The 22915-nt window shown below is 42.7% G+C and carries 19 protein-coding genes and 1 tRNA gene; 11 read left to right on the forward strand and 9 right to left on the reverse strand.

The window, feature by feature from the left end; genetic code table 11:
• Window positions 1–86 precede the first annotated feature (86 nt).
• The 5 genes from AC1DO4_RS24495 to AC1DO4_RS24515 all read right to left on the reverse strand — a co-directional run bounded on the left by AC1DO4_RS24495 (window position 87) and on the right by AC1DO4_RS24515 (window position 9775).
• Window positions 87–3455, reverse strand: coding sequence for a glycosyl hydrolase (locus tag AC1DO4_RS24495; RefSeq protein WP_477420202.1), 3369 nt, complete (start codon window positions 3453–3455; stop codon window positions 87–89).
• 44 nt (window positions 3456–3499) lie between these two features.
• Window positions 3500–4840: a TolB family protein gene (locus AC1DO4_RS24500; RefSeq protein ID WP_477420204.1), complete on the reverse strand. Its 1341-nt coding sequence runs from the start codon at window positions 4838–4840 to the stop codon at window positions 3500–3502.
• A gap of 451 nt (window positions 4841–5291) precedes the next feature.
• On the reverse strand, window positions 5292–6110 hold the full coding sequence (locus tag AC1DO4_RS24505) for an SDR family NAD(P)-dependent oxidoreductase (protein ID WP_477420205.1): 819 nt from the start codon (window positions 6108–6110) through the stop codon (window positions 5292–5294).
• A 23-nt stretch (window positions 6111–6133) separates the two neighbouring features.
• Entirely contained in the window at window positions 6134–9016 is a 2883-nt protein-coding gene (locus AC1DO4_RS24510) for a TonB-dependent receptor (protein WP_477420207.1), read from the reverse strand.
• Window positions 9017–9151: 135 nt separating this feature from the next.
• Complete coding sequence (locus tag AC1DO4_RS24515) at window positions 9152–9775, reverse strand: TetR/AcrR family transcriptional regulator (RefSeq protein WP_477420209.1); 624 nt, start codon at window positions 9773–9775, stop codon at window positions 9152–9154.
• Between the two features lie 452 nt (window positions 9776–10227).
• Between AC1DO4_RS24515 and AC1DO4_RS24520 the strand changes: the two genes are divergently transcribed.
• The 5 genes from AC1DO4_RS24520 to AC1DO4_RS24540 all read left to right on the forward strand — a co-directional run bounded on the left by AC1DO4_RS24520 (window position 10228) and on the right by AC1DO4_RS24540 (window position 13646).
• Window positions 10228–10986, forward strand: coding sequence for a hypothetical protein (locus AC1DO4_RS24520; RefSeq protein ID WP_477420211.1), 759 nt, complete (start codon window positions 10228–10230; stop codon window positions 10984–10986).
• A gap of 267 nt (window positions 10987–11253) precedes the next feature.
• Window positions 11254–11520, forward strand: a complete 267-nt coding sequence (locus tag AC1DO4_RS24525; RefSeq protein ID WP_477388706.1) for a helix-turn-helix domain-containing protein — start codon at window positions 11254–11256, stop codon at window positions 11518–11520.
• Complete coding sequence (locus AC1DO4_RS24530) at window positions 11517–11834, forward strand: P-loop NTPase family protein (protein ID WP_477420213.1); 318 nt, start codon at window positions 11517–11519, stop codon at window positions 11832–11834. Before AC1DO4_RS24525 ends, AC1DO4_RS24530 begins: the two co-directional genes overlap by 4 nt.
• A gap of 381 nt (window positions 11835–12215) precedes the next feature.
• Window positions 12216–12776, forward strand: a complete 561-nt coding sequence (locus AC1DO4_RS24535; protein ID WP_477420215.1) for a BfmA/BtgA family mobilization protein — start codon at window positions 12216–12218, stop codon at window positions 12774–12776.
• Window positions 12777–12785: 9 nt separating this feature from the next.
• Entirely contained in the window at window positions 12786–13646 is an 861-nt protein-coding gene (locus AC1DO4_RS24540) for a DUF5712 family protein (protein ID WP_477420217.1), read from the forward strand.
• Window positions 13647–14105: 459 nt separating this feature from the next.
• Here the strand turns inward: AC1DO4_RS24540 and AC1DO4_RS24545 are convergent, their stop codons facing one another.
• From AC1DO4_RS24545 to AC1DO4_RS24560, 4 genes are all read right to left on the reverse strand, one after another.
• The gene (locus tag AC1DO4_RS24545; protein ID WP_477420219.1) at window positions 14106–14639 is read right to left on the reverse strand and encodes an ORF6N domain-containing protein; all 534 of its coding nucleotides are present in this window, start codon (window positions 14637–14639) and stop codon (window positions 14106–14108) included.
• A gap of 10 nt (window positions 14640–14649) precedes the next feature.
• Window positions 14650–15894: a site-specific integrase gene (locus AC1DO4_RS24550; RefSeq protein WP_477420221.1), complete on the reverse strand. Its 1245-nt coding sequence runs from the start codon at window positions 15892–15894 to the stop codon at window positions 14650–14652.
• A 248-nt stretch (window positions 15895–16142) separates the two neighbouring features.
• Window positions 16143–16229 (reverse strand) — tRNA-Ser (locus tag AC1DO4_RS24555).
• Between the two features lie 81 nt (window positions 16230–16310).
• Window positions 16311–18380, reverse strand: a complete 2070-nt coding sequence (locus AC1DO4_RS24560; protein ID WP_477420223.1) for an HD family phosphohydrolase — start codon at window positions 18378–18380, stop codon at window positions 16311–16313.
• Between the two features lie 117 nt (window positions 18381–18497).
• Here AC1DO4_RS24560 and AC1DO4_RS24565 point away from each other — a divergent pair, with 117 nt between their 5' ends.
• The 6 genes from AC1DO4_RS24565 (at window position 18498) to AC1DO4_RS24590 (ending at window position 22862) form a co-directional block, all read left to right on the forward strand.
• A complete protein-coding gene (locus AC1DO4_RS24565) occupies window positions 18498–19355 on the forward strand; it encodes an SPFH domain-containing protein (protein ID WP_477420225.1) in 858 nt (285 codons plus the stop codon).
• Window positions 19356–19359: 4 nt separating this feature from the next.
• Window positions 19360–19893, forward strand: coding sequence for a hypothetical protein (locus AC1DO4_RS24570; RefSeq protein WP_477420227.1), 534 nt, complete (start codon window positions 19360–19362; stop codon window positions 19891–19893).
• 1 nt (window position 19894) lies between these two features.
• Entirely contained in the window at window positions 19895–20065 is a 171-nt protein-coding gene (locus AC1DO4_RS24575) for a type II toxin-antitoxin system antitoxin (RefSeq protein ID WP_477404922.1), read from the forward strand.
• A complete protein-coding gene (locus AC1DO4_RS24580; RefSeq protein WP_477420228.1) occupies window positions 20065–20580 on the forward strand; it encodes a hypothetical protein in 516 nt (171 codons plus the stop codon). The genes AC1DO4_RS24575 and AC1DO4_RS24580 overlap by 1 nt, the downstream gene beginning before the upstream one ends.
• Window positions 20581–20655: 75 nt before the next feature.
• Window positions 20656–21834: an acetyl-CoA C-acyltransferase gene (locus AC1DO4_RS24585; protein ID WP_477420229.1), complete on the forward strand. Its 1179-nt coding sequence runs from the start codon at window positions 20656–20658 to the stop codon at window positions 21832–21834.
• Between the two features lie 101 nt (window positions 21835–21935).
• Window positions 21936–22862, forward strand: a complete 927-nt coding sequence (locus tag AC1DO4_RS24590; protein WP_477420230.1) for a hypothetical protein — start codon at window positions 21936–21938, stop codon at window positions 22860–22862.
• Window positions 22863–22915 lie beyond the last annotated feature (53 nt).

Raw genomic sequence — 22915 nt, forward strand, 5'->3', positions numbered from 1 at the left:
GCTTTTCATGTATTTCCTTATAGGATCATACCTTGAGTTTATTGAATGCTGATGTATGAATCAATTTTCTTTTCTTGCTAATCCCATTATTTCACCCATACCAACTTTACAGGCCCCAACAAACCGGAAGGCAGCAATTTTGAACTTGCATTGTAAAATGGTATTGTGGTGTAGGTTATTTTTTGCTTCGCATCAGCCTGTTGGTCTCCAATTAACCTATTTACCCAAAGATTAGTGACCTTTATTTCCAACGTATTCTCTCCTGGCTTCAAGGTGCCGGTTACATCCACGATGAAAGGTCTTTTCCAAACTGTACCCAATGATTTTCCATTCACCATTACTTCCGCCAAATTCTTTACATCACCCAAATCTAAACGGATCGGCACACCTTTAACAAGTGTGCTTGCAGGAATATTAATGGCCTTCGTATAAGTGGCCACCCCAGAGAAGTATTTGATGCCTGGGTCGGTATGCGTTGTATAAGAAATCAAGTTCTCAAAGGTAACCGCTGATGGTGCGCCTCGACCAGGCTGAAAAGCAACGCTCCAGGGGCCCTCTACTGTTGTTATAATCTGTTCTGTCTTTACATGGAGGGTAACAATACCTTTTTTCGCAGGCGACAGAAACACTACAAAGAATGCATCATTTGGTGTAAAATTCAGGGAAACGGTTGTAAAGCCATTTGCTATTTTATAAGAAGCAGGTTCCGTTTTTCCCGTCTCCGGATGCCAGATATGCGGCTCCTTACCAATAACACGGAATGTTGCATCAATCGTTTCATTGCGGTCGCTGCGGTTATTTACCCAATAAATGTCGCCGTTTGTTACTTTACGATGTATGTAAAGTAATTGTGCCTTGTCCTGCGATTGGCTGTATCCAAAATCAGGAGGGATATTCAAAGAAGAAAGCACTTCAGCAATCGTATTTCCAGTGTGCACATTGTTTCGGCCGGAGCCCCATACTTCATTTACAAGGCGCTGAAATTCCAGCGGATCATCTTTTAAACCCGCTATTATTTCAGGCTTTATACCACTGATGACAGCCCCCTGTTTCGCCAGCTGCGCTATTTTACGAAGCACCGGCAACGACATTCGTCTCGCATTACTGTCAAGCATCAATACGCGATAACGCATGCCGCTGGGTGTAATAAGATTTCCATCTTTTACCGACAGCAGGTTAACAAGCGCATGCGGGTTGATAAAATCATAGCTGTATCCTGTTGGGAGATCGGGTAGTTTGTTTCCGAACAGTCCGGTAATGTTGTGGTCTTCACCGTAATAATATACCACATCAGCTACAAATTTCCCCTGCTGCAACATATAGGAACTACGCGCCAGGTAGTCAGTCCATACCTTTGCCTGATTTGCCCAGGTATCATAACGGTTAAACCATTGACCAAATACACTTAGTCCAAGACCAGGGATCTTATCATCAACCGGCTGATGAACAGAGGTGTGGATCACAAAGCGGTTCACGCCGCTGGCCAGCTCCAGGTCTGCTGTGGGTTTTAATTTTTCCGGGGAATAAGACCAAGCACCGTTAATACCAAAACCAATGGCGGTAAACGATTCAGCAGCGACCAGGTTTTGCCCGTATATGTGTGCCACCGAAGCAGATTCAAGAATATCAGCCCGGGCCATGTTTGGCGGAGAACCGCCGAGCCCCGGTGTCCACATAGCCGACATCGGGATAGCTGCTGTACGCTTTACATCCATGCCATCGACGATATACAACCGGCCGTTCTCATGTGATTCAGAATAACGCTTCATGGCATAGGCCGCAAGAATATCGGTAAGCTGGTCATAATGGTTTTCGGCTATCAATTCTGAAATAGTTTTACGCCAGTCCCAGAGAAATTGCTCACTCGCTTCTGCACTCCTGATAACCCGGCCGGTCAGTACCGGCATCCATGGCAACAAACTATAACCACGACGCTTTTGGAATTCTTCCATCATCCTGGGCGTCCAGGTTTCCTGTCCCGCTTCGTAGCTATCGGTTATCATGTATTGCAGTCCTTTGCTGCCGATTAAGCCGCCTGTTGCATCCTTGTATTGGTTCAGGTAAGTCGTAAAATAATCTTTCACCGCCCGTGCATCCATTTTGTCTACTTCCAATCCTGTTGCTTCCACTGACGCGGGATGATTCTGTTTCCCGGTTAGGGAATAGCCAAATCGTACTATTTTCCATTCTCCGTCGGTTGACGGGGGCGTCCAGTGCAGGGTGCCGTTTGTATCCATCTTCCCCGTTAAATCAACTACGTCGGCTTGTGCAATCACATCCGGGGTATTTGGCGTCGGGTATTTCATTAAATCAGCAGCAGCTACAAAACCAGCCTTTTCTTCAAAGTGATTGATACGTGTGGCAGGATATAAAACCAGTTCTGCAATTTCATTTCCGGCAGGCGCTTTAGGAGCCATTCCACCGCCGGTCAGCACTGCAATAAGGTTGGGGTGAGCTTTAGGGTTTTCAAATCTTAACCTGAAATACTTGGCAGTGGTTGGCGGAATGGTAATGGTTTGTTGTAGAATAACACTAAGTGGAATAAAAGCCACCCTGTGAAAATTAATCCCATCATCACTTGCTTCCAAGCTGCGCTCTTCAGACGGCCCGGGTAGTCCGAAAGGTGACCTGCTTCCACCGCCTGCCACAGAAACTGCTTTGATGGTTTGAGGCTTTGCAAATTCATATTGAATCCAGGAATATCCATTTGCCGGATCGGAGGGTAACAGATTGGTCGTTCCCAAATCTCCGTCCGTTAGTTGGTTCAAGCTAAAACTGCCCGCATTGGAAGTGATTTTGGGGGCCAAATCACTTAATGCAATATCCGCGGCGGGTAAACGGTAAGCTATCACTGCCACATCCTCGTAATACTCCGGCGGTGCAGCTGTTTTTAAACGGATGACAGAGGTTTCCTTTGGAATAGGTAGATTTTGAAAATCCCCTGTTGTAGCAGGTGGCCTGGGCAACCGGCCGGTAAAAGACTGCCCCCCTTTTAACCGTACCTCAGTCCAAACCAACTTTTTCATCCCGTCTTTAGCAGATACCCACGGCCCTCCGCTTTCGCTCCAGCCCGGAGAGCCGGCAATGGCCATTTCCAGTTTCAAAGAGTCGGCCAGTTTGGTAGCCAACCTGAAAGCATCTTTCCATTCTGGCGTCATATATAATAAGCGCTTCGCAACAATTTGCGGAGTGACAACGCCTGCATCAAAATTTTGGAAGCCACCGATTCCGCTACGCTTCATCCATAGCAGATCTTTGCGAATACCATCCTCGGTAATGTTCCCATTTATCCAATGCCACCAAACCCGTGGTCTGGCGGCATTATCCGGATGTACAAAACCTTTGTAAAAGCTGTCATTAGGTACTTTTCTGCTTTGTGCGGCTGCAGAAGCCGGCATTAAAAACGCTACGCTTATACAAACCTTAACAGCAAAATCCCTAATGTTAAATGTCATTTACTAATTTATTTAATAGTTCGTTTTATGTTTGGCAAAAGCGCTTACCGCAGCACTCCAGGTACCCCTGTAGGTAATCCCTTGGCCAGATCTACCGAAACTTTACGTTTTCCCAGTTCTGCGTGTATGGTACCTGAGGACCTACTGGTGGCACGGAATATGACATGCTGTGCCTTCAGAAAGCCTTTCCTTTTTCCCGATACCTGGATATCTGCATTCCAGGACACATCACGTCCATACGGTCCGGTAGTAGAGGATTCACTCCCATTCAGAATATATACGCCGTCATCTGAAAAGTTAACGTATTTAACAACGCGACGCGGCTCCCCAGGTGTTCCCGCTGCTGGTTTTACAGTGCTTATTTCTGCATAGCCTGAAACGTAGCCCTTAAGCCTTCCTTGTTCTGGGATGGTCTTGTCAGGCCACTTAATATCTTTCAGATCGGTAGCCCACTTCATTTCCGGACTAAACGGTTTCAGGGGGATCGTAGGTTTCCTGGAAGTAAACCAGATCATCCTCAGGCGGCCCCTTTGCTCTCCCGGTTTTTCCTGCTTTGGATCCTTTTGCTCCCAGAATACGCCATGTGTACTGGTAGGATCCCAGGTTAAGTTTCCAAAATGATTATACAGCGTAAAGTTATCTTTAGCAATGGTCAGATCCTGGCCCGTGTAACCATCCTCGGGCAGTCTTACCCGGTCGCCATATCGATCGACCATACTAAGGCCATAAAACCGCTTAGGAGGCTCAAAACCTTCAAATGGCGCATTCCGCGACTCCGCCACTCCGGGCACCTGAGGCGCGCCGGCGATAAGCGGACGCGGGATTAATTCAAATGCGTCCATTCTTGTTGTTTGCCTGTGTGTCTGAAATATGACCCATTTGCCATCCGGTGAAGGATAGGTGCCCTCATCATAGCTGAAATGTTTGGTAAGCCTGGTCACTTCACCTGTTGCAAGATCAATTTTGGCCAGATCAAAGTTATTGCCTTCAAATAAAGAGCTGCATATAAGAGAGCGTCCCATATCTGCAAAACTTTTTACTTCACCACCACCGTGCAAGAAAGGCCTGAATGGATCAGGATCCGTTTTATCTCCCACTATTACCTTGGGTTTGGCAAGTTCGTAACGTTCACCTTTTTCGTCAGCAACCCTGGTTAACTCACTTACCAGAACAAGCATGCCTTTTGTGGTTACCAGCGTACCCGCAACATGGATCCCATCCGGCGACATATTAGAAGCTATCCGCATGAGAATACGTGAACCCGGTATTTCCGGATATACCAGTGGAAGTATCTTAGCTTCTTTGCAATCCACTATCGATGGCGTGCATTCCAGAATTCCTGTAGGGGTGTAAACCCGTTTTCCATCCGGAAGAGGTACCGGCATTTCGCCGCCGATCTCTTCTTTTAACTCACAGGTCAGACACTTGAAACCGCTCCCGTCATCCGACATGACTCCAAGGTCCGACTTTTTTTTCCCGGCCATATGAATCTCCATGATCAAATGCTTTGCATCGGGAAGATAATTAACCAGCACAGCATCACTTACATCTGCCGGAAGTGGTATAGTGGTGACCTCAAATGGTTCCGGTTTCGGAGCCGGGGGAAGTTTGGGTATAATGGAGTAGTTTCTTTGTTCGTTTTTTTCTTGTGCATAGCCCTTAAAGCCTATAAGGAATGCTAAAATTACTACCCCGGGTAGTAGCCCGTTTAACCTTTTCATAATTGTTATTTTAATAGTTTTTTAATGTTTATAAATGATAGCTGTTATGGTTATTTTACCCCTCTTCAAGTAAAGTGTATCTACACTGTAAGTAGCCTTACGATGAAATACTTTGTTACTGACTGGTAATTCCATACTTTTTCATTTGCTTATTGATAAAAGAGGCGGCCGTTTTCGGGCTAATCCTGTTGAAAATCCCCAGAAACCTGGAATCAGAACCCACATATACCTGGTATTCATTATGTTCTATCCCCCTGACTATTATCTCTGCCGCTTTCTCCGGTGTCAGTATCTTCGATTCCGCGGACGCCTGATTACTTTTTTGTACCATATTCATCGTAACACCTGAATTTGCCGTGATATTGGTAGCTACGGCGCCGGGGAAAACAACGGTGACATGTACATTGGTATGTTGTAGTTCTGAGTGAAGGCCTTCGGTAAGCAACTTAACAGCTGCCTTGGTTGCACCATAGACAGTTTGGCCTGGAACCGGCAGAAATCCACCCATGCTGGAAATGTTGACAATATGACCTTCTGGCCGGCTCAGTAAGTGTGGTAAAAATGCCTTGGTGACAAACAGTGTCCCATATAAGTTGACGTCGATCACCCTTTTAATTATCTTATAGTCAAGATCTTTAAAATCAACAAAAGGTTGAATTATCCCGGCGTTATTGATAATAGCGTCTACACGGCCATTTTTTGCAATAGCGTGCCCAACCAATTCATCAACCGCGGTACTGTCGGTAATATCTACCGCGAAAAGGCTTAAGTTGGGATCAGACGCTCCGCTAAGCTTTAAAGTTTCCTGCAAAGCAGCCCAATTGATATCGACAGCAATGACTTTTGCTCCTTTTGATAGCAGATTCAACACTATTTCCCGGCCAATGCCACTGCCACCACCGGTAATCAATACCACCTTTCCATTTACTTTCATATGCTCGTTGCTGATATTTATGTTTAGTTAAAATTATAGGAAAGGCTCAGGAAGTATGACCTGGGTTGCGTTGGCCTTGCCCCATAAGTTGCATTCGGATTGGCGGCAACCTGGGCTTTCGTTAAAGCCTCGGGCGATAAGTTACCTGGAAATCCTCCGGGAGCATACCAACCTGTAACACCAATAGAATTAAACACATTATTAATATTTAAATTCACATATAGTCTGGATGAAAGCTGATACCCTGCCTGGTAGTTGAAGGTACTGTATCCGGGTATGTCAAACGCATCTGCAGCATTCGCAGCCGAGGAGCCGACATACCTCCACCCGAGAGAAGTCATGAACCTGTTTAACCTATAGGAAGGGGTTATGCTTGTAAGTACCGCAGGTGTCAGACCTACTTTTCCGCCGCGGGTTTCTGCTACCTGATCATCAGCAGGCCCTGGTTTGCCCACATTCCAGTGTCTTTCTACCACCGAAGTTGCATGTTGCAGTGTAACAGCGCCGCGGACATTGATATGACTACTTATGTTAAAAACACTTTCCATTTCCACGCCAATCGTGCGTTGTTCACTAAACACGGCCTTTGTGTAGTAGTAGGTATTAACTTGTACATCCTGTGTATAGTCGAAGGTCGGTTTATTAGAGATGTCACTGTAAAATGGTGTAAAATATCCGGTGAATCCCCCTTTCTGAACCTTATATCCCAGTTCGGCCTGCACTACGTGGATCGGGATAAATGATACCGCATCTGCCTGTGCCTGGGAGCTTACTGCTGTCACCGATTGGAGATCGGGCGCTTTGCGGCCCTCGGAGTAACGTATATAGATTGCTTGCTCTTCGGAAAACTTATAATTTAATGCTGCCGAATAAGACAAGCTTTTTACTGTTTTGTTAATATGAAACGGCGTATTGCTTACGTAAACGTTATTATCATAATAGGTGAGTAAGTTTTTATCATAACCGCCTGCTGCAGTGGCGTTGGCATCAATTACCGCATTATTGGAGGATCCGGTAAATTGATTATAGTTATACCGGAAACCATAATCAAGCGTAAGGCGGTCTGTTAGCGGCGATGATTGGCCAAAGAAAGCGTCAAATCTATTATTCGTAATAATACTATTGCCATATCCCGTGCCGTAAGCGGTAAAGCCGTTTGCATCAGTTACCTGTGTAACCGCTCCCGAAAAGTTGGTGTAGGTTAAACCCAAAGGATGCGGCTTATCCTCAAGGGTAGTAAAGGACTGCCCCGCATAACCTTTTACAAAGCTGATATTGGAATGGCCGACATAAACACCTGCGTTGAAAGTTGTTTTACCAACTACTTTGCGCACACTGAACTGTTCCATCACCTCCTTAACTTTATTATGAAGCGCATTGCCTAATTCAAACAAAACCGGTGCCGATTGCACCTGGCCGTTAGGAAGCTGGTTATAAGTTTTGGTGAAATTAATGCCTAAAAACTGGCCTGTCGGCGAGAGGTTTGGAGACTGTACCACCGTAAGCATTTTTTGTCCGGTAGTCAGGTCTATAAAATTATATGTTCCGAATTTTCCGGCTAAGCCCTGCAATCCATAAAACAGCACGCCATCAGCAGAAAGAACACCAAGAGGCGCAGCGGCGTTCCATGTAGCTTCCTTATTGCTGTACTTAAAATTATTCGTGATCGACCAGTTATTTCCAAGGTTTTGTTGGAATTCAAGCCCAATTGCCCTATCCAGGTTATGAATGAGGTTAGATGGCCTAAACTGGTTAACATTGCCATCACTGGTATACTTAAAATCCAGCGTTTGACTTGACGGGCCGGCCAAAGTAACGTTGTTGGAAAAATCTGCAGCCGGTCGTGGGTTGGTATAGCTTGTAAAAGGAAGAAAGTCAAAATAGCCATTCTTATCATCCAGAAACTTACCATAAAGTTTGATACGTCCGGTACCGTACTTTTTAACCACGTTGAATTTTAACTGTCCACCTTTATTCAGGGGGTAGCCTGCATATCTTGCCCCGTCGCTGTAGCGGTAAAAACCACCCACGTCATAAGTCAGATCGCCCTTTTTATTTAATGGCCCCCCGATATTGAGATCGGCACGGTAATAGGGATTAGAATTTCCTTCCAGGCCATATTTAATTATTGCTTCGCCCGCGAATTTATTGCCGCCTGTTTTAGACGTGTAGTTAAAAAGTCCGCCAGGAGCATCAGAACCAGTAATTGAAGCTGATCCGCCACGAACAGCTTCCACCCTTGCAGTTGTGGCGTCCGCACGCAGAAAATAATCCGGGCCATAATTAGCCCCGGTAAAATTGGTAACGGGTAAGCCGTCTTCCTGCATGGAAACATAGAAATAACCGATTGAAACATCGTTTGAGGTGGGTGTACCCCTGACGGCAACCTGGTTACGGATTTCACCGGCAGATGAATTGACATAAACGCCGGGAACATTTTTTAATAATTCGGCCGCACTTTGGGGCGTCTGTATCTTTATTTGCTGAGCGCTGATTGTTGAGATCGCGATAGACGCATCGAGCCGTTTCCTTGAATCAAATACACCGGTTACAATAACCTGCTGCAGCTCACTTACGTTATCTATAAGCGTTATAGTCATCGAGCTACCGATTTTAACGGTTTGTTCAGCGCTCTTAAATCCGACCATAGAAAATACTAATACAGAAGAAGAGGAAGGCACTGAAATGGTGAACGCTCCTTTGGAGTCCGTAGTCGTACTGCTTTTTCCATCTTTTACATGGATGGTCACCCCGGGCAGTGGATTGCCTTTCTCATCAGCAACTGTACCTTTTACCTGTTGCTGGGCGAATACCGGAATACAGCAGAACATTAAGAATACCGCCTGCACCAGTATTTTTTTCGCGAGTTCACACCAAACACGTTTGTGAGTAAGCGTTTTTTTCATAATTTTAGGGAATTTTAATTAATAAAATAATCGGTTATTTGGTTGATTAAAAATATCACCGGTAATGTTTGCCGCATTACCGGTATTTTTTTGAGTGTTTATTTATCCATATTATCGGTTTAAGTGAATACTCTTTTATGATTCTTTATTTGTAGCCTGTATACTTCTTATACTGATCTGCTCATCAAGCGCAATAATTCCTTGAGGGGTACAAATACCTCTGACAGCCAAGGTGATGGTGTTTAACAGCAAATCATAAGGCGTCAGGTCAAATCTCTTAAAATGCTCTTCACGGACAACAGCGGTATACAATACAAAAATGCTTTCAAGGACAACATCGGGTACAATATCCTTTCTGAAAAGCCCCTCCTGAATACCCCGGTTAATAACATTTAAGAACTCCGGCGTAAACCTTCCGCTGTTGGTCGCATTGCTCTTAGCGGCTAAGTCCGGATAATAGTAATACAGGTCATGGAAGAAAATCTTGTTAACCCGGTACGAAACGTCAATAGATGTTAACCAGATATCAAAAAAGCGCGCAGCGGCATTTTGAGCTACGTTTAATTTCTTGAAATCCTGATACTGCTGGTTAAAGAACAGCTCCAGAGCATCAGCTAAAAGTTCCTCTTTGTTTTTAAAGTATTTATAAAACGTTTTGGTTGAAATGCCGAGGCCATCCACAATCTTTTGAATGGAGGTGTCCCGGATTCCGTATTGCAGGAATTGCCGAAGTGAAACTTCAAGAATTTCGGTTTTCATGATTATAATTGGTTGGAAAATATTTTTCGTGAAATATTTTCCAACAAAGTAAATGGAAAATATTTATAAAAACAAATTTTCCGTGGTTTTTCTTTAAACTTATTTGGCTTTTAATCTGAAGAGAATTTTAAGTTGCACCTTTATTTAAAAATGCTGTTCAATCAAGGTGAATCATCATTTGGCATATCGTGCGGCAGACAAAGACTGGTTGAAAACGTATTGACCACTGACTGATCAACCCATCCGAAATTTAAGAACCTAAATCTGTTTAGATGGATCTGATTCATCCCAGTAGATTTATAAGTAAAAAAGTTGAGCAGTTTAGAGTACTACTCAACTTTTTTTGCTCCCCAGATTGGGCGCGAACCGCTTATTTATGAAGGCAACGTACGATTTTTTTCAGACACATAAACTAAAACTATGGTAAGTCGTTTATCAAGAAATATTATTTTATGCCTTCAGAAACCTATTTTAAATTCCGTGACCGCTTTGAGCTATTTCCTCATCGTTACGATATCGGCTGGCCGATATTTACAGACAGGATTTTCGGTTTAAATTTCTTTGTGGATAAGATCTATAAAATTAGGAAAGATGAATATGCCCCGTTTTACAATCACCAATTGAATTACTTCCTGGGAGGGAACGCCGGCCAGGAAGAAGCTTTTTTTTATCATGTTTATGATATAATAACAAACAGGATAAAATTCTATAAAGGCTTAAAGCCGTCTGGTAGCGCCTTTGCCAAAGGATTGATTTTTACAGCTAAGCTCGAAGTATTCCTGACATTCCTTAAAAGTATTGATCGCTGGCATAAAACACAGCCTTTGGAATCGGTTATCAGCGATAAAAATAGATTGATCGACCAGTTAGAGGTAAGAATCAAAGAACTGGAAAGCCTGGTTAAAGAAGCCGCCAAATATGAAGCCGGTGAAAAGATCGTTATCAGCAAAGATGGCCTGCCGGTGTTTATCGACCTGATTGACCAGATAAGGGAATTGAAGTTGCCGAACGGAAATAAACTGGTGAACAGTCAAACGGCAAGCCCCTGGTATAAACTAATCGCCAAGAACTTTTTAAGCGGTGATAAACCTATAGCTATCGGCACAGCTCAGAACTATTTTCCTGCTGACAAGAATAACCCGCCGCCAAAATACACCATCATCGCCGAAAAAGATAAACTCTTCAAAATTATTCAAAAGCCTAAGAAATAGGCTTTTGTCTTTTCATTCGTGACCAAATGCCTCCAATGGTCATTCATTTTGCTGTTTTAGCCCTCACTTTTGAACCATTGTATTTCAGTGGCTGGTATTTTATTGTTCCGCTGAACGGGTTTAATAAAGAAAGGAGGTTATCGCCGTACGAAATTAAACAAGATGTAATAAACAAACATTTGGGGTCACCCTATTAAAGTCCCCAATCAATAAAATAGGGCTTTCCCAAATTTGGGCAAGAATTATTCACGAAAAAAAATATCAACTATGACAGCAATTGAATTGATCACTAAGGAGGATTTAAGGGAGTTTAAAGGTGAGTTATTGAAGGAGATCAAACAGCTGATGCAGCCCGGACAGGGGCAATCTAAGAAATGGCTGAAGAGCGTCGAAGTGCGGAAGCTATTGGGCATCTCGCCGGGCACGCTTCAAAACCTACGAATTAATGGAACACTTCGATTTACCAAAGTAGGCAGTATCATGTACTACAAGCTGGAAGACATCAACAAGATACTGGAGGGTGAGGGCAAATGAAGTTACAGAAGGAAATTGTTAAGGAACTAGCCGGCTATGCCAGCCTGCTTAAGCGCATGGAAAAGGACAACCGCTTACTGCCAACGCATCTCAGTTTGTTCACGGGCCTGTTTGTTTGTTGGCAGCGGAATGGTTTTGTAAGCCCGTTCAGTGTGACCCGGAAAACGCTCATGGCGTTTTCCAAGGTCGCATCCATCGCAACGTATCATAAGTGTATCAAAGAACTCGATGAATATGGTTACATCCGTTACCAACCGTCTTATCATCCCAAGCTCGGCAGCCAGGTTTACTGGCCTGCCGGTTGGGGAGTATAGCCCGATACTTTATATCGGTATAGCTGTATACCGGGCTATACGGATAACTGCATATCGGAATACCTGGTTATTCCAATATATGGATAGACAGATATCCAGCTATATAAATCCGGTGCAGCCAAGGGCTGCACCGGTAATGATTTGTTTCGCAAATCAGGAAGTAGAGCGGCGGTCGCTTCGCGAAAGCGAAGGGAGCGAGCGGGAGTCAGGTTACACCTGACTCTTCCGCTCGCCCTGCGGGGCCAGCACGGTTTTTAGTATACCGGAGGTATACTTTACCCTTTAGAAATAGTTTTAAAAGCCGTTTTTAGTATACCATACGGTATACCGTGGTTTAAGTGATTATTTAATAGCTAATGAAGAAAGAAAGGTTGGAGTTTCATGTACAAACAGACAGACCAAAATATCAAAACGATACGGTTCCCGGTAACAGCCGATAACAAGCTGCAAAAGATGGCCGAAAAATGTGGCCTGACTAAGATTGAGTTTTTTATTGCGATGGTAGATTATTTCTATAAGAGCAAGAAAGACCCTCGGGACCTAAACGATGAACTGTTAAAAAAAGAACTGGTTAAACGCAGCGATAATGTCATTGGGTTTATCAGGACACTGGAAGATCAGTTATTAAAGCCCTTGGTTAAATCATTTGAGGGGATGACCAATTCACAGATCAGCATCGTTAACTTTTTTAATCAACATATCATTACCCATAACAATGATCAAAAGGCCGCCTATGCGGACCAGCAATCCACGCTGAACAGCATTCAGACTTCGGTTAAGAACATTGAAAAGGCGCAGTATACCAAAGATGTCACCAAACGCAAATGTCTTGAAATCTTGGAGTATTATATCCAGCACAGGGAAGCGATGGGGATGATGACCAAACAGGCCGATAAGGACAGCCTGATCCAGAATGTCCGGCAACAAATGAAGAATTTATAGATTAATGTCATGCACATCAATATCAGCAAGAGCGAAACGGGGAATAATAAAGGCAGCAGCAGCCGGCTCGTCAGTTACCTGGAAAAAGAGAACCGGCTGCTTTATGAGCAAAACCCGCAACGGGAACCGGAATACTGGTTTAACCAGGAAAGTCAACGAATACAGCCTTACCAGGTACGTTATGATATTGACCACAATACCGACCGGCTTTCCAAAGATGAGGCTAAATTTTTCCTGGTCAATATCAGCCCAAGCGAAAACGAGCTGCTATTTCTCAAAGAGGAATTTGGCGAGGAAGGTGCCAAACAGCAATTAAAGCAATATGCCAACCTGGTCATGAGTGAATATGCCCGGAACTTTAAAAAAGATAAAGTGCAGGGCAATAAGGATATATTATACTTTGGCAAGCTGGAAGATCACCGTTATTATACCCATAAGGATGAAGAAGTGAAACAGAGACTTGTTAAACGAGGCGAGCAAAAACCGGGTGAGCAAATGCACATACAGATTATTGTCAGCAGGAAAGATATTACCGACAGCATCCGTTTAAGCCCGATGAATAATTCACGGGGTAAGAATGCGGCACACAGCTTGAAGGTGGGGCAGTTTGACCGGGTGGCTTTCAAACAAGCAGCCGAACGAACATTTGACCGGGTATTTGATTATGACCGGGAACTCAAAGAGACTTTTATCTATGCCAATACTTTAAAGCATGGCGACTACGAACAGAAATTAGAATTAAAGGAGTTGGAAAAACAGGAGCAGGAACAAAAGCGGCGGGAAAAACTGGAATTGGAAAGAGCGTTAAAGTTACAACAGGAACAACAAAACAGAGGGCAGAGCAATGGTTTAAAGATGGGTGGCTGGTGAATCTATCAGGAACAAATGCCTGGTTAAGGGTGCTGAGTAATTGTTATTAAAGACAGAGAGATTTGGCCTTGCAGCTGCGGCAGATGGCTGCATTTTACCACGGGCTGCGCTCCGGGTTTCATTCCGCCGCCAGCCTCGCTGTAGCACGTGCAGGAGTGTATTCGTTCCTCACACACACCTGCCTTTCCCCGGCGCGCAGTTGTCGGTTAGTCACGGCACCGCAGTCACAAAATTAGCTCACGCAGGAAAACGGTAAAGGGTATATAAACGGGGCAGAGTTGTTTGTTTTTTTATTGGTTTGCCCCGCCCTTGACCGTTTTCCTGCTTTAAGCTCCGGTTGTTTAAGCGATGCAATGACTGGTTGTGTATGGGTATCAAAATAAATCTGGCTGATTAATTCTGCAAATCTCGAAATTTGTAAATATTCGAAAATCAGGCATATTCATGTGGTAAACGAAACTAATAGCCTTCATCAGGCTTATAGCCTATCCGTTTCCTCGGTTCCGGTTCTTTTCTTTGATCGATTAACTCGTCAAGATAACGAAAGACAATCTCCATGTTTTTATCATGACTGTCAAGTTTGGTTTTAATTTTCTCTATTTCCAATCTCAAATCGGTGTTATCTAAAAACATTTGCCGAATCCGGGTGAAAATTCTGATTATTTGTATGTTGACCTTTATCGCTTGACCGCTGCTTAAAACGCTGGACAACATAGCTACCCCCTGCTCAGTAAAGGCCATCGGCAAATATTTACTATGTTCGCCCTGTTTTAAGGAGCCAATTTGGCTCCTTAAAAATTCATATTCACTTTGAGTTAACTCGAACATAAAATCGACGGGAAACCGCTCGTGATTTCGCCTTACCTGTCTTTTAAGCTGCTTTGTCTCCACTTCATATAATTTCGCCAGATCAAAGTCAAGCATTACCTTTTGATTTCTGATGTAGTAAATGTGATTCATGATCAATTCATCAGGCAATATCGATGCTTCCATTCTTTTCTCTTTAAATTTGATTATCTATGATGAACTTCGTTTTAGTCAACCGTTTATTTAATAAAACCATATCCTCACTTACTTTTACCGCCAAGACTTTTGCATAATGTTGCGTTTGTCTTAAACTTTTGTGCCCCATCATTTTGCTTATTGATTCCATGGGCACATTATTAGCGAGGGTAACAGTTGTGGCAAATGTATTACGGGCCATCTTTGAACTTAACGCCTTGTCTATATTACACGAATCTGCCAGTTCCTTTAAATAGGAGTTATACTTTTGATTGCTTAGCACAGGCAACAGCATATCTTTTAAAATACAATCTTCATCTTTTTCATATTTAACCAAGATTTTTTTTACGATTGGCAAAAGCGGGATAACGGCTGGAGTTCCCGTTTTTTGCCGGTTCTTATAAATACGCAATTCGCCATTAACGGAAAAACCTACCTCCGAACGCTTCAATTGTTTAACATCGATAAATGACAAGCCAGTAAAACAGCAAAAAACAAACAGATCGCGTACGCGCATTAGACGATCATTGGAAATTTCCTTCGCTGCAATAGCCTGTAATTCTCCCTTACTCAAGTAAATAGTATCAACTTCATCCCTGGTCATTTCAAACTTCGCAAAAGGGTCATTGAGCAGCCAGCCGTTATCAACGCAATCCAATACGATCTTTTTCATGTTAGCAATATTCTTCAGCGCTGAATTATGATTCAAACTTTTAGCCGTCCTAAACCAATTATATAATTTCTTTATGAATTCAAGGTCGAGGGCAAGAATGCTGATATCGTCTATTCTATATACCGATTTAAGAAAGGTGGCAATATGGCTGTATGAAGTATTAAAATTGGTTACTGTTCCCTTGGCTACTCCTTTCCCAATCATCGCTTTCAGTTCATCGTTGTGATTTTTGAATAGTGTGAGTAACATCCATTTTCGCTGACCATCCCCTGATAAAATATCCAATATTGCAATCGAAGAGACCACCTTACCCCTTTCAATTAACTGCATCCTCGCCTCGTAGGCTTTATTTTGCAATATATCCAGGTATTCATTAAGCGACCTCGATTCTGCCTTTGTGCCGGTAGCTCTGTTGGCTTTGGCATTCCATTTTCCGGGATCCCAAGACCTTTTTGTGGAAATTTCTTTAGGAATACCATCTACTGTAATTCGCAGGTAAATGGGCAATAATCCATCAGTGTAACTTTTCGGCTTTCTTATATAAAATAATAAGCCTAAACTTTTTTCTAACATAACGACTCTTTTTAAGTGAATAAATATCGAAATGCAGCAGTCAAAAGTCAAGATGTTTAAGCATTGAACATGCTATAAAACAGATAGTTATGCAGTTTTCGTTGAGTAAATTTAATTGAGGGTTCTACTCAACGAATTATACATTTTTTATATGCGATTTATTGCATATTTTGGGTGTTTTCTGAAAACACAAAAGCCTGTAATCATATGATTTACAGGCTTTTGTTAGTTTTTGATATTATTATCAGCGGTGAGGGAGGGATTCGAACCCTCGGTACAGTTTCCCGTACGTCAGTTTAGCAAACTGATCCTTTCGGCCTCTCAGGCACCTCACCGTGTTTTTTTAAATAGATTCCCTTTTTTCGGGATTGCAAATATAGCAATTCAATATTCCCGTCAAAAAAAAAGTTCGATTTCTAATAATCTATTCGCACATGGTAGATACTCATCAGCATCCGCTTAAAAATAGTTTTAATAGTTTCAATATCTTTCAAAGTTATATTACTGTCTTTCAACTGGTTCTGATCCAATTTGTATTTTACTATCCTATCAACCAAAACACTTATCGATTCTTCATCCGGCTCTTTTAATGAGCGCGAGGCTGCTTCAACCGAGTCGGCAAGCATCAAAACACCTGCTTCTTTTGAAAAAGGGATCGGTCCGGGGTACCTGAAAATGTTTTCATTGATGAATTTCTCGGGAAAATTCTTCAACGACGACTGGTAAAAATAGTCAACCCGGGTATTACCATGGTGGGTACGGATAAAATCAATAATAACTTCGGGCAGGTTGGCTTTGCGTGCCATTTCAATCCCCTTGCTAACATGCCTGATGATCACCTGTGCGCTCTCTTCATACGRCAGCTTATCATGCGGGTTAAAGCCCGAACTTTGGTTTTCAATAAAAAACAGTGGATTTTCCATTTTACCAATATCATGGTACAATGCTCCGGCCCTAACCAGTAAAGCATTCCCACCAATGGTGTAAATGGCATTCTCGGCCAAATTTGCCACCTGTAACGAGTGCTGGAACGTGCCGGGAGCCGTAAAGGCCAGTTCGCGCAATAACGGCGCGTTGGTATTGGTAAGCTCAATGAGCGTAATATCTGATGTAAGGGCAAAGATCTTCTCAAATATGTAGATCATTGGGTAGGCCAGCAGGGTAAGCAGCACACTCACCACAAAAGGCAGAAAATCCATCCAATCGATATCCCAAAATGTTCCCTCCCTGATAAAAGTAATACCCAGAAAAGCCGCAAAATAGGTAAAGATGATAATGGCAGCCGAAATGAGGAACTGCTCACGACGAATAAGGTTTTTAATACTGTAAATAGATACCATCCCGGCCGTGATCTCGTAATAAGCAAACTCAAAGCTGTTGGGAACAAAAAAGCCGGCTATTAGTACCACCAGCAGGTGAATATTAAGTGCCAAACGTGTATCAAACAAAATACGGATGATAATTGGCACAATACAATAAGGGATATAATACAGGTTTGCCGGAAACTGCAGCTTTATGGCTGCCGATAAAGTTGCCAGCATAGCCGTAATAACCAGCAATATTAAACCCACCAGCCGGTTATCGGCATAAATATCCTTACGGAAAAGGTATAGGAATATCATCAGCAGCGATATGGCTATAGATACCAGGAAAAATTGCCCCAGTAGTACCAGTGTATGGTTACCGTTTACCCTTGCATTGTTCTCAAAAGCCTTTTTATACGATTCTAATTTCTGGTAAACATCATCATTAATAACCGATCCTTTATAAACTATTACATCTCCCTTTTGTACCATGCCACGGGTTATGGAAAGCCCATCGTAAACCTCTTTTTCAAGCCGCAGGGTAAGGTTGTCATCATAGTTTAAATTGCTCTGGATCCTGTTCTGCAGCAAATCAAGCATAAAAGCCTTGTCTATATCGGTACGTTTGCTTAGTATCTTATCACAATACGTTAAAGCTTTTTCTTTAGTGAACAACGCGTTGGTATTTTTATCGGTGGCTACATTTTTGTTTAAAATAGTAACCGGGTAATTATTGGCGTGCTGCAGGTACTTATCGTTCAGTTTTAAAATACCGGTATCATACACTTCTTTTAATAAAGCGACACCAACCTCTGTATATTTTGTTTTAAAGCGGTCATTGATACCGGCATTATGCCACTTTATTTCAAGGTCGCTTTTAAAGCCCTCTATCTGCTGACCCTCCGTAGCTGCATCAAGCTGGTATATAGGGGTGATACTTTCGTAAGCAGTTTTCTTTTCGTTATCAATTTCCTGCGCGGTTTTTAATATAGCAAAATTATAGGGCGATACCAGGTCCTTCTGGTTCCAGATGCGTCCTTTTTCGTACTCATAGCTAAATTTTGCCTGCTTGGGCAAAAAGAAAACGATAAGGCTGATGCTGACCAGCATCATCAAAAACTTAACATTACGGGCGTATTTACGCATTAAGGCCTTTTGCCGCGAGGTGGATAGCTTTGCCATTTGTTTAATTAACCGCTCAAAATTAATATAAGTTTCTGTTATATGGACTTTTTCTTGCTTTTATCAAATCAATTATGATATCTTTGTGATATCATTTTAAAATCAATTTAAATCATCATGGATTCCGAAAAAATCATCAACCCGCCCTCTGGCTTTACGGCTTTTGCCTTGCTGCTTGTTATACTGGCAGTAGCCGCTGTTTGCTTATTTATTGGCGAAGAACCAATAGGGGCCATATTAGGCATACTGAGCTTTGTTTTTATACTACCCGGTTTGGTTATTGTAAACCCAAATGAATCAAAAGTGCTTACGCTTTTTGGTAAATATGTAGGTACGGTAAAAAAAGACGGATTTTTTTGGGTGAATCCTTTTACTGTAAAAAGAAAAGTTTCATTAAGGGCATTTAACCTTAACGGCCAACAACTAAAGGTGAACGACAGCATTGGTAACCCAATTGAAATTGCAGCTGTAATTGTATGGCAGATAAAAGATACCGCCAGCGCGGTTTTCGCGGTTGAAAATTATATACAGTACGTGAACATACAAAGTGAGGCGGCTGTTAGACACCTGGCCAACTCATTCCCTTATGATAACCTGGAGGATGAAACAGCCACAATCACCCTGCGCGGGGGTGCTGAGCATGTGAGTCTTTTATTGGAGAAGGAACTGAACGAAAGGCTCGACCGTGCCGGTATAGAGGTTTTGGAGGCAAGAATCTCGCACCTGGCTTACGCGCCAGAGATTGCCCACTCCATGCTGCAGGTACAACAGGCATCGGCCATTATTGCTGCCCGCAGGCTGATAGTTGAAGGCGCTGTAGGTATGGTTGAAATGGCATTGAACAAACTATCCGAAAAAAATATAGTAGAGCTTGATGAAGAACGTAAAGCTGCCATGGTGAGCAACCTATTGGTGGTATTATGCGGCGACAGAAGTGTTAGTCCGGTTGTAAATACAGGCACCTTATATCATTAATAGGATGAACCAGTTTAGAAGCTTTGATCAGCTGCGTACCAGCGAACTCTCCATAACAAGGAATGGATTTTTTCGACCCAGCTTTGAGCTGACCGATGGTCAGTTTAGCTATGGCAAACTAAGCTATGCCAATTTATGGAAAACCACTACGATACTGGAGACGGCCCAAAAAAAATGGATCATTAAACGCAAGGGAATTTTTAACCGGTCGTTATTGATCCATGACCATGATGGTATGGAAATAGGCATTGTTACTCCCGAAATATTATCGCGCAAGGTAAAACTGAGCATGAATAACGGCTTTGAAGCAATGTACTTAAACAAAAAAATATTTACACGCACTTTTAGTTTAACCAGCGACCAATACGGCGATATACTGGATGTAAAAACCCTAATGTGGGGTTTTAAAAAACCATTTGAGATATCGGTTAACCTGGACAAGTTGAAAAGCATACCCGACCTGCCCTTACTTGCCTTGCTGGGGCTAAATTTAATTTTAATAAAACAGGCACAGGCCGCAGCCGCGGCGGGGAGTTGATATGGCTGAGAAAAAAGCATTTGTATTACGCATTAATCCTGATGTATTAAAGGAACTGGAAGCCTGGGCCGCCGAAGAATTCAGGAGCACCAACGGGCAAATAGAATACCTGATGCAGCAGGCTTTGCTTACACGTAAAAAAAGTGCGAAGAAGAAAAAAGGAACAGAGTGATGGAATATCAAGAGATAAAAGATATCAAAACTTTGTATCTGATTAGGCAGGACTGGTTTAACGGCGAATATTTTTTAACAAACAATATTAGTAATTACGGCAAATTGATTTACGAAGGTTTTGCCAGGCGAACCGGAGTAGTCTTTATTGCAGGTAACGGCTGGACTTTTGAATCAGAAGAGCCTTTATTTTACGGCAAAACAGAAGTATCTATAAAAGACAACAACAATAATCTGGTAGGAAAGGCTGTTACAGAACATTTAGACACCTACCCTTACCTTATTATGAAAAATGGTTTTAAAGCCAAATTTGTAAGTATAAGTATGTTCAGCAATCAATATGAATGGTTTTCAGAAAAATGGGGAACCATCATACGCATCAAAAGTCCATTTTTTTCATTAACAGACACCATAACTCTTTTTGAAAATAATATCCCGGATGACCTTATCCCCATGTTATGTTTTCTTAGCGAGCACATATTAATTTCAATGAGGCGACGCAGAAGTACGTTTTAATGATTATTATGCACGCATAGCTTTTTACTCTCTTCAAAATAACTAAATTTGCCTCACCAATTTAATGAGGGACACATGAAAGAAGTAGTAATAGTAGCCGCTACCCGCACGCCAATAGGCAGTTTTGGGGGCAGCTTAGCGGCAATAAGCGCCGCACAGCTTGGTGCGCAGGTTATCAAATCGGCCGTTGAAAAGGCGGGCTTAAAGCCCGGTCACATCCAGGAAGTTTATATGGGCAATGTAATGTCGGCCAATTTAGGGCAGGCGCCGGCTACACAGGCGGCCATATTTGCCGGTTTACCTTACTTACCTGCAACAACCGTCAATAAGGTTTGCGCATCGGGCATGAAAGCTATTATGCTGGCTGCCCAAAGTATCGCCCTTGGCCAAAACGATATCGTGGTTGCCGGCGGGATGGAAAGCATGAGCAATGTTCCCTACTACCTTGACAAAGCCCGCAATGGTTACAGATTAGGGAACGGACAGATCATCGACGGATTAGTGAAAGATGGCTTATGGGATGTTTATAACGACTACCACATGGGCTCTGCCGCCGAGCTTTGTGCTGTGGATTGCAACATCAGCCGGGAAGAGCAGGATGCCTTCGCGATAGAATCATATAACCGGGCACAAAGAGCCCAGGCCAACGGCAAGTTCAGGAATGAAATTACCCCTGTTGAACTTAAAGACAAAAAAGGCGATATCAACTTATTTGCTGATGATGAGGAGCCTAATGCTGTTAAATTTGATAAGATCCCTACTTTAAAACCCGTATTTAAAAAAGATGGTACAGTAACCGCAGCCAATGCATCAACCTTAAATGATGGAGCAGCGGCTTTGGTATTAATGAGCCGTGAAAAAGCTGATGAGTTGGGCATTACTCCCCTGGCCCGCATTGTTTCATATGCCGATGCACAACAGGCGCCGGAATGGTTTACCACAGCGCCATCAAAAGCAATTCCGCTGGCCCTGCACAGGGCTGGTTTACCAGCAGACCAAATTGATTTTTTTGAGATCAACGAGGCTTTCTCGGTAGTGGCAATCGCCAATAACCAGCTTTTAAAGCTCGATCCGGCAAAAGTGAATATTAATGGCGGCGCTGTAGCATTGGGGCATCCATTAGGTGCTTCGGGGGCACGTATAATTGTAACCTTAGTACATGTGTTACAGCAAAACCAGGGCAAATTTGGCGCAGCCGGAATTTGTAACGGCGGAGGCGGCGCCAGCGCAATGGTTATCGAAAATTTACGTTAGTGGTAAACTTACACTGTACGTTATTGCGAGAAGCAATGACGTACAGCGTATACGTATTAACAATAAATTATTACTTTTATAACTAAAACCACTACCAACAAGTGATAAAAAAGCTTTTTGTATCCCTCCTGTCCCTCCTGCTTTGTTTACATACCTATGCCCAGCACTCAGACGAGACCGCACGCATTAAGCAGTTAAAGCTTTATGAGGATACACTTAAAACCCTGGGTAAAACCTTCGTTAACGATGAAAACGACCTGGAACGTAAAAACGCCAATTACAAATTTATTAAAACAATGGTAAGTGCTTTAAAAGTACCCAATTCCTTCCTTTACCATTTTGATTCGTTAAAAGCTATCAGCATCATTAACTCGCCCGACAATCGTTTCCGGATCTTAAGCTGGTCTATCATGAACCGGGATGGCAGTTACCGTTTTTATGGTACCGTGCAAATGAATACCGGTGGTTTTTTAAAAATGTATCCCCTTGAGGATTATTCACCATTGCTAAAAAACCCCGAAGATTCTGTTACCGACAGCCATAAATGGTACGGAGCACAGTATTATAAAATAATACCGGTTTATGCTCAAAAAACGTATTATGTTTTAATAGGCTGGAAAGGCAATACCGTAAAATCAAACAAAAGGGTTATTGATGTACTATCATTTAATGATGCCGGGCCCATATTTGGCATGCCGGTTTTTGAGGGTAATGGCAAAAGCCGTAAAAGAGTGATATTTGAATACGCCCGACAAGCCTCCATGCTGTTAAGGTATGTGCCGGAGCAAAATCTTATCATATTTGATCACCTGGCCCCACCTGATGCCAAGCAAAAAGACAAGCCTGAAACTTTTGGCCCCGACCTTACTTATGATGGTTATAAATTAAAGAACGGCCGCTGGGTTTATGTTGAGCAGCTGGATATGCGCAATATTCCTGATAATGCCAGCAATACCGCCGAGAAGGAATACATCGACCCTAAAAAACAAGCTTTGAAAGACAAAAAACTTGTTCCAACATCACATTAATTTTAGAATTAAACCTACATTAACGTTTAATAATCAAAACAATTCATACATAG

The sequence above is a fragment of the Mucilaginibacter sp. P5_A6 genome, assembly GCF_056400585.1.

Excerpts from the sequence above, each read along its gene's own strand:
- AC1DO4_RS24495 (WP_477420202.1), bottom strand. The coding sequence starts at position 3,455 with ATGACATTTAACATTAGGGATTTTGCTGTTAAGGTTTGTATAAGCGTA.
- AC1DO4_RS24500 (WP_477420204.1), bottom strand. The coding sequence starts at position 4,840 with ATGCCGGTACCTCTTCCGGATGGAAAACGGGTTTACACCCCTACAGGA.
- AC1DO4_RS24505 (WP_477420205.1), bottom strand. The coding sequence starts at position 6,110 with ATGAAAGTAAATGGAAAGGTGGTATTGATTACCGGTGGTGGCAGTGGC.
- AC1DO4_RS24510 (WP_477420207.1), bottom strand. The coding sequence starts at position 9,016 with ATGAAAAAAACGCTTACTCACAAACGTGTTTGGTGTGAACTCGCGAAA.
- AC1DO4_RS24515 (WP_477420209.1), bottom strand. The coding sequence starts at position 9,775 with ATGAAAACCGAAATTCTTGAAGTTTCACTTCGGCAATTCCTGCAATAC.
- AC1DO4_RS24520 (WP_477420211.1), top strand. The coding sequence starts at position 10,228 with ATGCCTTCAGAAACCTATTTTAAATTCCGTGACCGCTTTGAGCTATTT.
- AC1DO4_RS24525 (WP_477388706.1), top strand. The coding sequence starts at position 11,254 with ATGACAGCAATTGAATTGATCACTAAGGAGGATTTAAGGGAGTTTAAA.
- AC1DO4_RS24530 (WP_477420213.1), top strand. The coding sequence starts at position 11,517 with ATGAAGTTACAGAAGGAAATTGTTAAGGAACTAGCCGGCTATGCCAGC.
- AC1DO4_RS24535 (WP_477420215.1), top strand. The coding sequence starts at position 12,216 with ATGTACAAACAGACAGACCAAAATATCAAAACGATACGGTTCCCGGTA.
- AC1DO4_RS24540 (WP_477420217.1), top strand. The coding sequence starts at position 12,786 with ATGCACATCAATATCAGCAAGAGCGAAACGGGGAATAATAAAGGCAGC.
- AC1DO4_RS24545 (WP_477420219.1), bottom strand. The coding sequence starts at position 14,639 with ATGGAAGCATCGATATTGCCTGATGAATTGATCATGAATCACATTTAC.
- AC1DO4_RS24550 (WP_477420221.1), bottom strand. The coding sequence starts at position 15,894 with ATGTTAGAAAAAAGTTTAGGCTTATTATTTTATATAAGAAAGCCGAAA.
- AC1DO4_RS24565 (WP_477420225.1), top strand. The coding sequence starts at position 18,498 with ATGGATTCCGAAAAAATCATCAACCCGCCCTCTGGCTTTACGGCTTTT.
- AC1DO4_RS24570 (WP_477420227.1), top strand. The coding sequence starts at position 19,360 with ATGAACCAGTTTAGAAGCTTTGATCAGCTGCGTACCAGCGAACTCTCC.
- AC1DO4_RS24575 (WP_477404922.1), top strand. The coding sequence starts at position 19,895 with ATGGCTGAGAAAAAAGCATTTGTATTACGCATTAATCCTGATGTATTA.
- AC1DO4_RS24580 (WP_477420228.1), top strand. The coding sequence starts at position 20,065 with ATGGAATATCAAGAGATAAAAGATATCAAAACTTTGTATCTGATTAGG.
- AC1DO4_RS24585 (WP_477420229.1), top strand. The coding sequence starts at position 20,656 with ATGAAAGAAGTAGTAATAGTAGCCGCTACCCGCACGCCAATAGGCAGT.